At 74.9% G+C, this 13,043-nt stretch carries 14 protein-coding genes; 2 read left to right on the top strand and 12 right to left on the bottom strand.

Going from position 1 to position 13,043, the window contains the following annotated elements; all coding sequences use genetic code 11:
• Positions 1-74: 74 nt before the first annotated feature.
• The 8 genes from GYH36_RS14865 to GYH36_RS14830 all read right to left on the bottom strand — a co-directional run bounded on the left by GYH36_RS14865 (position 75) and on the right by GYH36_RS14830 (position 5,814).
• The gene (locus tag GYH36_RS14865) at positions 75-701 is read right to left on the bottom strand and encodes a hypothetical protein (protein WP_024842011.1); all 627 of its coding nucleotides are present in this window, start codon (positions 699-701) and stop codon (positions 75-77) included.
• Between the two features lie 188 nt (positions 702-889).
• Positions 890-1,462 carry a pilus assembly protein TadG-related protein gene (locus GYH36_RS14860; RefSeq protein ID WP_312028657.1) on the bottom strand — a complete coding sequence of 191 codons (573 nt, stop codon included), beginning with the start codon at positions 1,460-1,462 and terminating at the stop codon, positions 890-892.
• Positions 1,459-1,950: a pilus assembly protein gene (locus tag GYH36_RS14855; RefSeq protein ID WP_203231896.1), complete on the bottom strand. Its 492-nt coding sequence runs from the start codon at positions 1,948-1,950 to the stop codon at positions 1,459-1,461. The genes GYH36_RS14860 and GYH36_RS14855 overlap by 4 nt, the downstream gene beginning before the upstream one ends.
• Positions 1,947-2,363 carry a TadE/TadG family type IV pilus assembly protein gene (locus GYH36_RS14850; RefSeq protein WP_312028656.1) on the bottom strand — a complete coding sequence of 139 codons (417 nt, stop codon included), beginning with the start codon at positions 2,361-2,363 and terminating at the stop codon, positions 1,947-1,949. The genes GYH36_RS14855 and GYH36_RS14850 overlap by 4 nt, the downstream gene beginning before the upstream one ends.
• Positions 2,353-2,568, bottom strand: a complete 216-nt coding sequence (locus GYH36_RS14845; protein WP_024842015.1) for a hypothetical protein — start codon at positions 2,566-2,568, stop codon at positions 2,353-2,355. The genes GYH36_RS14850 and GYH36_RS14845 overlap by 11 nt, the downstream gene beginning before the upstream one ends.
• 150 nt (positions 2,569-2,718) lie before the next feature.
• Entirely contained in the window at positions 2,719-3,660 is a 942-nt protein-coding gene (locus tag GYH36_RS14840) for a type II secretion system F family protein (RefSeq protein ID WP_034605402.1), read from the bottom strand.
• Positions 3,657-4,517: a type II secretion system F family protein gene (locus GYH36_RS14835; protein ID WP_024842017.1), complete on the bottom strand. Its 861-nt coding sequence runs from the start codon at positions 4,515-4,517 to the stop codon at positions 3,657-3,659. Before GYH36_RS14835 ends, GYH36_RS14840 begins: the two co-directional genes overlap by 4 nt.
• Position 4,518: 1 nt before the next feature.
• A complete protein-coding gene (locus GYH36_RS14830; RefSeq protein WP_246209436.1) occupies positions 4,519-5,814 on the bottom strand; it encodes a TadA family conjugal transfer-associated ATPase in 1,296 nt (431 codons plus the stop codon).
• A gap of 191 nt (positions 5,815-6,005) precedes the next feature.
• On the opposite strand from GYH36_RS14830, the gene GYH36_RS14825 reads away from it, so the two are divergent.
• Entirely contained in the window at positions 6,006-7,232 is a 1,227-nt protein-coding gene (locus tag GYH36_RS14825; RefSeq protein ID WP_162290234.1) for a pyridoxal phosphate-dependent aminotransferase, read from the top strand.
• A 29-nt stretch (positions 7,233-7,261) separates the two neighbouring features.
• On the opposite strand, the gene GYH36_RS14820 is transcribed toward GYH36_RS14825, so the two are convergent.
• Both GYH36_RS14820 and GYH36_RS14815 read right to left on the bottom strand, forming a co-directional pair.
• A complete protein-coding gene (locus tag GYH36_RS14820) occupies positions 7,262-8,656 on the bottom strand; it encodes an LCP family protein (protein ID WP_312028655.1) in 1,395 nt (464 codons plus the stop codon).
• A gap of 136 nt (positions 8,657-8,792) precedes the next feature.
• Entirely contained in the window at positions 8,793-10,028 is a 1,236-nt protein-coding gene (locus GYH36_RS14815; protein ID WP_162290233.1) for a multidrug effflux MFS transporter, read from the bottom strand.
• Between the two features lie 91 nt (positions 10,029-10,119).
• On the opposite strand from GYH36_RS14815, the gene GYH36_RS14810 reads away from it, so the two are divergent.
• Positions 10,120-10,887 carry an SOS response-associated peptidase gene (locus GYH36_RS14810; RefSeq protein WP_162290232.1) on the top strand — a complete coding sequence of 256 codons (768 nt, stop codon included), beginning with the start codon at positions 10,120-10,122 and terminating at the stop codon, positions 10,885-10,887.
• 27 nt (positions 10,888-10,914) lie between these two features.
• On the opposite strand, the gene GYH36_RS14805 is transcribed toward GYH36_RS14810, so the two are convergent.
• A complete protein-coding gene (locus GYH36_RS14805; protein WP_162290231.1) occupies positions 10,915-11,991 on the bottom strand; it encodes an adenylate/guanylate cyclase domain-containing protein in 1,077 nt (358 codons plus the stop codon).
• Positions 11,992-12,141: 150 nt separating this feature from the next.
• The gene (locus GYH36_RS14800) at positions 12,142-13,017 is read right to left on the bottom strand and encodes a biotin--[acetyl-CoA-carboxylase] ligase (protein ID WP_162290230.1); all 876 of its coding nucleotides are present in this window, start codon (positions 13,015-13,017) and stop codon (positions 12,142-12,144) included.
• Positions 13,018-13,043: the final 26 nt, after the last annotated feature.

Here is a 13,043-nt window from a genome sequence, read left to right as displayed (position 1 = left end):
GGGGGGGGCCCCCCCCGCCGTGGACTGCTCCGTCAGCGGCCGGTCGAGCCGGCCGCCGGGTCACGAGGGGCTGGTCAGCCGATGTCCTCGAAGAGGGACAGCGTGATGGTCGAGGAGTAGGCGCCGGCGGCGACGTCCTCACCCGTGCGGAGCGTGAGGTCCGCGTTCGCGGTCCACGAGCCCTCGGGGTTGACCTCGGTCGAGTCGAACGCCGAGACGAGGAGGTCCTGGTCCACGAGGCCGGGGCCGTTCTCGAGCTCGGGGTCGACGCCCTCGCCGGCCTCGACGAGGCCGCTGTCGCTGCCGCTCACCAGGGCCGGGGCCCAGCCCAGGTTCTCGGCGCCGATCGTGCCGGCCTCACCGGTGAAGTCCGAGGCGCTGCCCAGGACGTACCAGAACGAGTTCTCGGCGATCTGGTCGGCCGAACGCGTGTCGGTGACCGTGACCTCCGGCAGCGTGCCGGTGAACTCACGGGTCTCGGGGACGGTCGAGTCGACCTCGCTCAGCGTCGTGGAGCTGGAGGCCACGCTGAAGGCGAGGTTGCCCGGCTCGACGGTCGACTCGATCTCGACCGACACGTCGACGTTCGAGTCGTCGCCCACCTGGTCGGCGGAGGCAGCGGACGCGAGGGCGACCGTGCCGATGAGCATCGCACCGAGGGCACCCCCGGCGACGAGCTTCTTCGTTGCTCGTGCGTTCATGTTGTAGCTCTCCATCGTTGGAGTTGTTGTCGGACCGGATCACCATAGCGGCGAACCTGGGGTTTTCACAGGGTCAAGCCAGAAGTGGCCATCCAAAGTTAAGAAAGTGAACAAAGGCGCGGGAGCATGCTCGCGCGTCGTTGCGACCGTCCCTTCCTGGATGCTCGTCGTCGAACAGCAACAGGTGCTCACCACGCTCTGGCACGTGACTCTGCACGGATGATGATGCCATCACTCCAGGGCTGGGTCACCCAGCTGACCATCGCGGGTCGCGCGCGCGCCGCGAGGCTCACGGTCGCCGTCCGGCCGTCCGTGGTCGACGCGTCGGTCACCGTGACGCCGTGCAGGCCGGCGAGGGCCTCCGGGTTCCGCGCGAGGTAGTCCGTGACCTCCGCCCGCACCCCCCCGCTGGTGAGCGTGAGCACCGCGCCGTCGACCGGGTCCGTCGCGGCGCCGGTGTAGAAGGTCTCGTGCGTCATCGAGTCGGCCGCCGCGAGCGCGAGCGCGTCCGCGAGCTCGTAGAGGCGCTTGCGCTCCAGGTGCACCTCCGTCGCGCTCACGACGACGGTCACGAGCAGCAGCGCGAACGCGACGAACGCCGTGGTGAGGAGCATGATCCGGCCGTCCTCGCGCCCTCCCCCGGCCGAGGCCGCGTCGTCCCGCGTGCCGGGCGCGAGTGCCTCGTGCCCGAGCACGTCGGGCACCTGCACGTCGGGCACCTGCACGTCGGGCACGAGGCGCCGCGCGCCGCCGGCCGTCACGGTCGCCTCGCGGCGTACTCGTCGACCGAGGCGACGTGCTGCGCCTCGACCGGGACGGCGAGCGGCACGACGGCACGCGCGAACGAGGGGACGAGCGGCAGCGGCACGTCGAGGCGCACGCGCGCCGTCACCTCGCCGCCCGGCTCGAGGCACGGCGCGGTCGTGCACGCGATCGTCAGGCTCTCGCCGCCGGGCGTGAACCCCTGGTCGTCGAGCGCGAGCACCACGGCCGCGGTCGCGAGCCGGGCGCCCTCCTCGGCCGAGCCGGCGGTGACGAACGCGCGCGCCGCCTCGCGGGACGCGCCCTCGACGGCGAACGTCCCGGCCTGGATGCGACCGACGGTGAGCACCAGGTACAGGACGGGCACGAGCAGGACGAGCGCGACCCCGAGGAACTCGACGACGGCGCTCCCCCGCTGCGTCCCGTCCGAGCCTCCGACGAGCCGTGCGAGCACCCGCACGACGGCGCGGTGCGTCCGGCGTGTCACGGTGCCTCCTCGAGCGCGTGCCCGTCGACCGTCAGCACGCCCGTCGGCCCGAGCAGCCCGACCACGGGCAACGGGGCCGAGACCGTGACCTCGACGACCGGGAGGCCGTCGACGACGGTCTGGCGCACGGAGACGTCCTCGGCGTACCGCGGGGACAGCGCGGCACCGATCAGCGCGCGCGTCCGCGCCGCACCGTCCTGCGGCCCGCGGTCCGCCCGCCCGGCGACCCGCGCCCCCTCGGCCGCGCAGTCCACGAGGGTCGCGCGCACGTGCACCGCGAGCGCCACCTGGACCACTCCCAGGAACAGCACGAGCACGAGGACGGCGACGAGGGTGAAGTCGACGACGGCTGACCCGCGCTCCGGGTCGTCGCGCGTGAGGCCGGGACCGACGACCGTCACGTCAGGGCGCACCGACGCTCGAGATCGCGGTGCTGAACGCCTGGGTCAGCGCCGGACCCGCGACGGCCCACAGCGCGATCACCAGACCCGCGGTCATGAGCGTGATGAGGACCCAGCCCGGGACGTCGCCCCGTTCCCGGTCGCCGTCGACGAGCCGCACCACCGCCGCCCGGACCGTCCCGCGCGTGACCGCCCTCCACCGCGTCCACCCCTGCATTCCTGTCTCCTTCGTCCGTCGTCGTCGTTCGTCGTTGGTCGTTCGTCGTTGGTCGTTCGTCGTTCGTCGTTCAGCGCTGGTCGTCGGTCGTTCGTCAGGCGTCGGTCGTCGCACGTGCGGTGGCCTGTGCGTCGTGCGTGCGGGCGCGGCTCAGAACCCGAGCCGGAGCGTGGCGAGCGACGGGTAGACCGCGAACACGACCGTCACCGGGAGGATGAGGAAGACGACCGGCACCATCATCGCCACCTCCTTCTTCCCGCCCGCCTCCATGAGCGCTCGCCGGCCCGACTCGCGGACGTCCTGGGCCTGGGCGCGCAGGACGTCCGCGAGGGGCGTGCCGCGCTCCACGGCGACCGCGACCCCTTCCGCGAAGCGCGTGAGGCTCGGCAGCCCGGTCCGGTCGGCGAGCTGCTCGAGCGCGCGGGACAGCGGGGCGCCGGCGCGCACCGCCGCGAGGGTCGCGCGGAGCTCGGTCGACAGCTCGCCGCGCGCCGTCGCGGTGACGCGCTCGAGAGCGGCGACCGGCCCCTCGCCCGCCGTGACCGCGAGCGCGAGGAGCTCGGCGACCGTGGGGAACTCGGCGAGCATGCGTTCCTCGCGCCGCCGCACGGCCCGGGTGAGCGCCTGGTCGCACGCCAGCACGCCCCCCACGCCGCACAGGAGCGCGAGCAGGACGAGCGAGACGACCGACGAGCCGCGCGTCGCGGCGAGCGCCACCGCGGCGAACGTGCCGACGGCGAGGCCCGCGACGCCCCACACGAGCTGGCGCGCACGGAACTGGTCGACGCTCCGGTCCCAGCCCGCGCGGTCGAGGCGCCGGCGGACGTCGGACGCCGTCGAGCCGAAGCGCTCGAGGGCGCGGCCGGCATCGGCGACGAGCGGCGCGAGCAGACGCTCGACCGTTGGGAACGGCGTCCGGACGGGCTGGTCGCGCAGGAGCACGGACGTGCGGTCCTGGGTGCGCAGGTACGGCGCGAGGCGCTCGTCGAGCCGGATCGCGCGGCGTCGCGCGCCGGACACCACGAGGAGCAGGCCGAGCCCGCCGAGCGCGCCGATCGCGGCGCCGGGGAACGAGACGTCGATGCCGTTCATCGCAGGACCCGCTCCTCCTCGGGCAGCCGCCCGATCCGCAGCATGAGGTGGTACGCGGCCGCGGAGCACGCCGCTCCCGCGCCGAGCACCAGGGCGCCGGTCAGCGAGTTGTACGCCGCCGCCGTCTCGGGCCTCGTCGCGAGGAAGGCGAGCACGACCCATGGGCCGGCGACCGCGAGCCGCGCGCCGTTGACCGTCCACGACTGGCGGGCCTCGAGCTCCCCGCGCGTGCGGGCGTCCTCGCGCAGGAACGCGGACAGGGTCCGCAGGAGGCGCCCGAGGTCGGTGCCGCCCACGTCGCGCGTGAGCCGCAACGCCTCGACGATGCGGTCGGCGACGGGGTCCGCCAGCCGGTCCTTGAGCAGGTCGAGGCAGTCGCCGAAGCGGCCCGAGGCCCGGTAGTCGCGCGCGAACCGCGCGAACGGCTCGCGGAGCTCGACCGGGCCGCGCTCCCCGAGCTGGCCGACCGCCTCGGGCAACGACAACCCGGCGCGCACGCCCGAGGCGAGGTGGTCGAGCACCTCGGGCCACGCGTCGCGCAGCCGCGCCCGACGCCGCCGGGCGCGCGAGCGCACGAGGACGGCGGGGGCCGCAGCGGCGATCGTGGCGAAGCACGTCCCGATCGTCACCGACCGCGCGAGCACGCTCGCGACGCCGAGGACGACGAGGCCCACGCCGACGCTCGTGGCGACGAGGGCGCCGGGCGTGACCGACGGCGCGCCCGCCTGCACGAGCAGGTCCTGCGTGCGCGCGGTCCAGCCGTCGCGCCGGCGCTCCCGCGGCGGGCTCGGCGCCCAGAACGACCACCAGACGCAGAACAGCCCCGCGCCCAGCAGGAAGCCCACGGCGACGCCCACGTCAGCGCACCCCCGACCACGCGTCGTCGGTCGCCCCGACGACCGCACCGTGGCTCTCCGGGCGCAGGAGCCCCGCGAGGTCGATCCCGGCGCGCGCGAACCTCTCGGCGTGCGGAGGGAAGCCGTCCGCCCGCACGAGCCGGTCGCCCGACCGGACGAAGATCTCGGCCGCCTCGACCACGCCCTGCTCGACGCGACCCGTGACCCCGAGCACCTCGCGCACGACGCGGCGCCCGTCGGCGTCGAGGCCGAGGTGCACGACGAGGTCGATCGCCGACGCGACGGTCGGCACGACGAACCGGTCCGAGACGTTCGGCCCGGCGAGCAGCGGCAGCGTGCACATCTTGGTGATCGCCTCGCGGGCCGAGTTGGCGTGGATCGTGCACATGCCGGGAACGCCCGCGTTCAAGGCGACGAGCAGGTCGAGGCTCTCCGCCTCGCGGACCTCGCCGACGACGATGCGGTCCGGGCGCATGCGCAGCGCCTCCTTGACCAGGCGCCGCAGCGGGATCTCCCCCGTCCCCTCGAGGCTCGGCTGGCGGCACTGCAGCGCCACGACGTCCCGGACCGCGAAGCGGAGCTCGAAGACCTCCTCGCACGTGATCACGCGCTGCGTAGGCGGCACGGAGCCGGCGAGCGCGTTGAGCATCGTCGTCTTCCCCGCCTGCGTCGCACCCGCGACGAGCACGTTGAGCCCGGCCCGGACGGACGCGTCGAGGAACGCCGCGGCCTGCGGCGTGAGCGAGCCGAGCCGCACGAGGTCGTCGAGGTGCGACGCGCGGACGACGTGCTTGCGGATGTTCACGGCCCAGTCGCGGCGCGTCACGTCCGGGATGACCACGTGCAGCCGCTCGCCGCCGGGCAGCGAGGCGTCCACGAACGGGCTCGACAGGTCGAGGCGCCGGCCGGACGAGCGGAGCATCTGCTCGACGAGGTCGCGCACCTGGGCGGCGGTGAGCATGGTGGTCGTGAGCTCGGACCGCCCGCCCCGCGCGACGAACACCTGCGACGGGGCGTTGATCCAGATCTCCTCGACCTCGGGGTCGTCGAGGTAGGGCTGGAGCGGGCCGAGCCCCGCCACGGCGTCGACGAGCGCGCGGCCGGCGGCGACGGGGTCGGCGAGCGGCGTGACGACGCCCAGTGCGCTGCGCGTCTCGTAGTCGGCGACGGCGTCGCGCACGAGCTCGTCGACGGCGGCGCGGTCGCGCAGCGGGTCGACCCCGCGCCGGCGCACGAGCTCGCGCACCTCGTTCTCGAGCACGCCGACGGCGTGCGTGTCCGTGGACATCTCGAGCATTCCCCCTGCTCAGCCGGCCGGTTCCCCGCCGGTCCGCGAAAGATCCGCCGCCGAGAGTAGGGCATCCGGCGCCCGCCGGGAACAGCCCTGTGGACGGCGAGTGCGCGATCCGCGCGATCCCGGGCCCGCGCGTCGTCCGGGCGCCCCGCGCGTCCCACATCGTGGGCGCCGGCGCGGCTAGGGTCGGTGCCATGACGGACCTCCCGCCCGGCCGCTGGCAGGCCGCCGCACGAGCCACGGGACTGCTCGGCGCCGACGGCACCGTGGCCGCGACGATCTTCGCCGAGATGACCGCCCTCGCCCAGCGCACCGGGGCGATCAACCTCGGGCAGGGCTTCCCCGACGTGGACGGACCGGCCGCGGTCAAGCACGGCGCGGTCCGCGCGATCGAGGACGGGCACAACCAGTACCCGCCCGGGCCGGGGATCCTCGCGCTGCGCAACGCCGTCGCGAGCCACCAGTTCCGCCACTACGGGCTGGACCCCGACCCGGAGACGGAGGTGCTCGTGACGACGGGCGCCACCGAGGCCCTCGCCGCGACGATCCTCGCGCTCGCCGGGCCGGGCGACGACGTGGTGACGCTCGAGCCGTTCTACGACTCGCACGCGGCGTGCATCGCGCTCGCGGGCGCGAACCACGTCACGGTGCCCCTCGTACCCGGACCGGACCGGTTCCGCCTCGACGTCGACGCGCTGCGCGCCGCCGTCACCGACCGCACGCGCCTGATCGTCGTGAACTCGCCGCACAACCCGACGGGCACGGTGCTCGACCTCGACGAGCTCGACGCGGTCGCGGCCGTCGCGCGCCGCCACGACGCCGTCGTCGTGACGGACGAGGTCTACGAGCACCTGACGTTCGACGACGCGCGGCACGTGCCGATCGCGACCCTGCCGGGCATGCGGCAACGCACGATCACGATCTCGTCGGCCGGCAAGACGTTCTCGTTCACCGGGTGGAAGGTCGGCTGGCTGCACGGTCCCGAGCCGCTCGTGACCGCGGTGCGCACGGTCAAGCAGTTCCTCACGTACACGTCGGGCGCGCCGTTCCAGCCCGCGATCGCCGACGCGCTGTCCGACGACGAGACGCCGCGCGCGCTCGCCGACTCGCTCGCGGCGCGGCGCGACCTGCTGTGCGAGGGGCTCGTGCGCGCCGGGTTCGACGTCGTCGTGCCGCAGGGCACGTACTTCGTCATCGCCGACGGCGCCCCGCTCGGCTTCGACGACGGCACCGCGCTGTGCCGCGAGCTGCCCGCGCTCGCGGGCGTGGTCGCCGTGCCCGTGAGCGCGTTCTGCACCCCCGGGTCGCCGACGGAGCGCGCGCTCGCCTCGCGCGTGCGGTTCACGTTCGTCAAGCGCGAGGACGTGCTGCACGAGGCGGTGGGCCGCCTCGCGCGCCTCGGGGCCGCGCGTCGACCCTGACCCGGGCGCGCCCGGCGTCCGGGGCCCGGTCAGGGGCAGACGCCGGGCAGGAGCTCCTCGGTCTCGGGGGTCTCCGTGGTCCCGGGCGCCGTCGTCCCGGTGCCGGCGTCGGTCCCGGTGCCCGGGTCCGTCGTGCCCGTCCCGGGGTCGGCCGTGCCGGCGCCGGGGTCCGTCGTGCCCGCGTCCGTGCCGCCGCCCTGGTCCGTCGACCCCGCGGGGGGCGCCGCGGCGTCGTCGCGCGGGTCCGCGGGCTCCTGGCCCGGCGCGGGCGCGTCGTCGATCAGCCGCTGCCAGATCGCGTCCGCCTCCGACGTCCACTCGACGCGGTTCTTGTCGCGCGGCGACTCGACGACGGGGAGCTGCGTGAACACCACCTCGGACGGCTTGATGTTGCGCAGGCTGAACGCGAGCCCGGCGAGCGCGGTCGGGTCCGCGATGGTCGGGTCGGCGCTGATCGAGCTGAGCACGGCCTCGATGACGCCGTAGAGCTGCGGCGAGTTGGTGATGATGTTCTGCGACAGCAGCTCGCGGATCGCGGAGTCGATGAACGCCTGCTGGCGCTGGATGCGCGTGAGGTCGGAGCCCATCTCGAGCCCCATGCCCGTGCCGTGGCGCGCGCGCAGGAAGCTGATCGCCTCGTGGCCCGTGAGCGTGTGCTCGCCCGCGGGCAGGTCGAGCGTGCCGTACCGGCGGCTCTCCTTGACCGGCTCCGGGAAGCACATGGTGACGCCGTTGATCGCGTCGACCACGCCGATGACCCCGGTCATCTTCACGACGACGTGGTTCGTGATGGTGACGCCCGTGAGGTCCTGGACCGCGGTGATGGTGCACGCGGCCGCGTACGTCATGTCGTCGACGCCGCCCGAGCCGATCTGGAACGCCTCGTTGAACATCGTGCTGCGCCGCGGCGAGGACATCGACCCGTCGGGCAGGTTGCACGCCGGGAGGTCGACGAGCGAGTCACGCGGGATCGAGACGACCTCCATGCGCGTGCGGTCGCCGGACACGTGCACGATGAACGTGGTGTCCGACCGCATGCCCTCCTCCTCGCCGGCGATCGCGGCGTTCTCGGCGTCGCGGTAGTCGGTGCCCATGACGAGGATGTTGAGCGCGCGGCCCGCGAACGGGTCGGACGGGTCCTTCGGCGGCTCCTGCGTCGGGCCGCCCACCACGAGGTCGCTCACGTCGCTCACGGTGATCTTCGACTTGAGGTCCAGGTAGACGGCCCCCGCGCCGACGGCGACGAAGGCCAGGGCCCCCGTGAGCACGAGCCCGATCGCCCGCGCGACGCGGTGCGAGCGCAGCGCCCGGGCGTGGTGGGGGCCGCCGGTGGGCTTGTCCTCGCCGCCCTTGCGGGAGCGTGTCGTCGGCGTCGCGCGGGACCGCGAGCGCGGGGACGACGTGGAGTGGGCGGTCGTTGGCACGGTCCGAGGGTAAAGGGTGCGGCGTGGAAGCGTGTGCGCAGCCCGCGGGAGGACGTGTGAAAGGGCGGCGAAGACCGGCCCCGACGTGCGGCGTCGCACCGTCGCAGGAGGTCCGCCGGAGGACCCGCCCCGCGGGTCAGACCGGGGTGTGCCAGCCGCCGCGGCGGAAAGCGGGCGTGGCGAGCGCGAGCACGAGGAGCGACGCGACGACGGCGCCGAGCATCACGGTGGACATCGCGACGGCGTCGCCGCCGAGGACTCCTACGAGCGGGCTGACGAGGCCCGCGACGCCGGACTGGAACGCCCCGATGACCGCGGCGGCGGTGCCCGCGATCTCACCGTGCCGCGTGAGCGCGAGCGCCGAGGCGTTCGCGGGGATGAGGCCCTGCATCGAGAGCACGAGGAACAGGGCCGCGACGATGCCGACGATCCCGCCGGCCCCGGTGAGGGCCACGACGAGCAGGCCGACGGCGAACACGCCCTGGACGACGAGCGCGACGCGCAGGAGGCGCACGGGCGCGACGCGGCGCACGAGCGCGGCGTTCGCCTGGGCGGACAGCACGAGACCGACGCCGTTGACGGCGAACAGGAGCGCGAACTGCCCGTGGCTGAGCCCGTACCCCTCCTGGAGCACGAACGGCGACCCGACGACGTAGCTCATGAGGACGGCCTGGCCGAGGCCGGGCAGCACCGCGAGGGCGACGAAGTGGCGGTCGCGCAGGAGGCTGCCGTACCCGCGCAGGACGGCGCGCGCCCCGGCGGGGCGGCGTCGCTCGACGGGCAGCGACTCCGGCATCCAGACGAGCACGATCGCGCCGAGCACGAGGCCGCCGAGCGCGAGGACCCAGAACACGGCGTGCCACGAGGCGTGCGCGCCGATGAACGACCCGAGCGAGGGCGCGAGCAGCGGGGCGAGGCCGATGACGAGCATGAGCCGCGACAGGATGCGCGCGGCGTCGGAGCCGGTGAACCGGTCGCGGATCGCGGCGATCGCGACGACGGACGCGGACGCGTTGAAGAAGCCCTGGAGCACGCGCAGCCCGATGAGGACGCCGATGTTGGGCGCGAGCGCGCACAGGAGCGACGTGACGACGTGCAGGGCGAGCCCCACGAGCACGGGCAGGCGTCGCCCGTACCGGTCGGAGAGGGGGCCGATGACGAGCTGACCGACGGCGCCGCCGACGAGCATCCCGGAGAGCGTGAGCTGCGCGAGGGAGTCGGGTGCGCCGAGGTCGGCGCCCACCTCGGGCAGCAGCGGGAGGTACATGTCCACCGTGAGCGCGGGCAGCGTCGCGAGGGCTCCGAGGAGCAGCACCCACCGGACGTTCGACCTCGGTCTGGGCATGACGGGGTCGACCGAGGACGGGGGCATGACGCCTATCGTAACGATTCGATCGCCGCACCGTCAGCCGGTGCGGCGTGAGCCTGCTCTCCCCGTGGGTGGCGTGCGGCAGGCTGGGAGCATGTGCGGACGCTACGCCTCCTTCCGGGACGCCCAGGACCTCGCCGACGAGTTCGCGATCGCGGAGGTCGCCGACGACGCACGCCTCCTGCCGCCGTCGTGGAACCTCGCGCCGACGGACCCGGTGCGCATCGTCGTCGAGCGCGCCGCGAAGGAGACGGGCGAGGTCCGGCGCTCGCTGCGCGTCGCGCGGTGGGGGCTCGTGCCGTCGTGGTCGAAGGACCCGAAGGGCGGCGCGCGGATGATCAACGCGCGCGCGGAGTCGGTCCTCGACAAGCCGGCGTTCGCCAAGCCGTTCGGCGTGCGCCGCTGCCTCGTCCCTGCGGACGGGTACTACGAGTGGCGCGTGCTGCCCGACGGCGCGTCCCCGGCCGGGGCGGCCGCGTCGCCCGCGCGCCGCGGAAAGGTCGCGAAGCAGCCGTACTGGATCGCCCCGGGCGACGGGCGCAGCGCGGCCTTCGCGGGCCTCTACGAGTTCTGGCGGGACCGCACCAAGGCGGACGACGACCCCGACCGCTGGCTCGTGTCGACGACGATCATCACGACGGACGCGGCGCCCTACCTCGCCGAGATCCACGACCGCATGCCGCTCGCCCTGCCGCCCGAGGCGTGGGACGCGTGGCTCGACCCGGCGGTCGACGCGCGCGGGGCGGCGGACCTGCTCGGGCTCGGCGGCCCGCACGACGACGTCCCGATGGTCGCGCGCGAGGTGTCGACCCTCGTCAACTCCGTGACCAACGACGGACCGGGCCTGCTCGAGCCCGTCTGAGCGGACCTGCCGGGCGGCGCCCGGCGGTCAGCCGCGGTAGGCCCACTGCAGGCGCACGGGCTCGATCGTGCCGAGCCCCTGCACCTCGGTCTCGGGCTGCGCCGTGAGCGCGAACCGCTGGTCTCCCGCGAGCATCCCCGCGGTGTCGCGGTCGACGAGGACGGTCGTCGGGTCGGCGATGTCGACGAGGCGCGCGGCGAGGTTGACGCTCGGCCCGAACACGTCGCCGAACCGCGAGAGCACGCGTCCCCACACGAGGCTCACGCGCACGGGCGGGACGTCGACGTCCTCCGCCCGACCCCCGGCCTCGGCCAGGCCGAGCGCGACGCGCGCGCCCGTCGCGACGTCGTCGGCCACGTACAGCACCGCGTCGCCGATGGTCTTGACGACGCGACCGCCGGCCGCCGTGATGACGTCGCGCGCGCTCGTCTCGAAGAGCTGGACGAACTCGGCGAGCTCGCTCGACCCGAGGCCGCGCGTGCGCTGCGTGAAGGACACGATGTCCGCGAACCCCACCGCCCGGGGCAGCGGCAGCTCGTGCTCGTCCACGGCGGTGGCCCGCGCGTCGGAGAACTCGACGGCGAACCGGCCCGCCACCGCGGCGACCTGCCGCCGCCACGCGTGCAGGAGCTGCTCCTCGAGGACGGGCGCGAGCTCGGGCAGCCGGTCGAGCACGAGCAGGCGCGCGCTCGTGTCGTCGAGGTCGAACCGTCGCGTCAGGTGCTCGACGAGCGCCTCGACCTGCCACAGCACGAGCCGCTCGGTCGTGTGGCCCGTCGAGCGGATGAGCGTCGTCAGCGCGCGCTGGTCGAGCTTCTCCTCCTCGGCGAACGCGAACACGTCCGCGAGCGCCTGCGCGTCGCGCTCGGTGAACGCGTGCTCCTCCCCCTCGGTGATGGGGAGGCCGAGCGCCTGCCAGTAGGCGCGCACGCGCTCCTCGCTGACGCCGGCGCGCTCGGCGAGCCGCTCGACGGTGAGGGTGCGGGGCCCGCCGAGCAGCACCTCGTCCAGCACGGCCTCGGTCGCCTCGGCGCCCGCGGCCTCGCGGTCCTCCGCGGACGTCGTCGTCGGGGTGAGCTCGTTCTCCTCCGGGTCCGTTGGCACCCGGCGATCCTATTCCTCGCCCCGGGGCCCGCGAGATCGGCGCTCGCGCACGAGATCGGCAATTGCGCACGAGGTCGGCGATCGCGACCGCCGATCTCGCACCGCACCGCCGATCTCGTACCGACCTGCCGACCTCGTGCCGACCTGCGCTCAGTCGTGCGGGCGCAGGTGGTGCACGTCGCCGCTGTGGTGGACGCTCGTCGTGCCGTCGTCGTGCCGCAGCTCGAGACCGCCGTCGGGTGCGAGGCCCGTGGCGAGGCCGACGACGTCGCCGCCGCCGACGCGTTCGACGCGCACGCGCGTGCCGAGCGTCGCGATGATCCCGGCGCAGTCCGCGTCGAGGCCCGCGGCGTGCGCGTCGCCGCCGGCGTCCTGCCAGCGCGCGAGGATCTCGCCGAAGGCCTCGTGGAGCGCGACGAGCACGACCTCGCGGTCGGTCGTCGCGGCGCCCGCGAGCGCGAGGGAGGTCGCGGTGGGCACGGGCAGCTCGTCGCGCGTCTGGGTGACGTTGAGGCCGACGCCGACGACCACGCCGCCGTCGGGCAGGACCTCGGCGAGGATGCCCGCGACCTTGCGCAGCGGGGGCGGCGAGCCGGCGCCCGGGTCGGGCACGAGGACGTCGTTGGGCCACTTGACGACGGCGTCGACGCCGGCGGTGGCGCGCAGCGCGCGGGCGGTGGCGAGACCGGCGAGCAGCGGGAGCCAGCTCAGCGCGGCGCGCGGGACGGCGGGGCGCAGCAGGAGCGAGCCGAGGAGCGCGGCGCGCGGCGGGGTGGTCCAGGTGCGACCGTGCCGCCCGCGCCCGGCGGGCTGGTGCTCGGCGACGAGGAGCGCGGGGGCGGGCCACGCGTCCGGGTCCTGGGCGACGGCGCGCGCGAGCTCGGCGTTTGTCGAGGGCGACTCGGCGACGACCTCGAGACGCGCGAGCGGCCCGGCGGGCGCGACGAGGAGCTCGCGCAGGAAGTCGGCGCGCAGGGCGGGCCGCCCGTCGTCGGGCGGGGTCTGGTCGTCGTGCGCGCTCGTCATGCGGTCATCCTTCCGCACCTGACGGG

It is taken from the genome of Cellulosimicrobium composti (assembly GCF_010287905.1).
GTDB classification, from domain to species: domain Bacteria; phylum Actinomycetota; class Actinomycetes; order Actinomycetales; family Cellulomonadaceae; genus Cellulosimicrobium; species Cellulosimicrobium composti.
The sequence above is the reverse complement of the archived record's forward strand: the minus strand, read 5'-3'. Positions and strand labels throughout refer to the sequence as shown.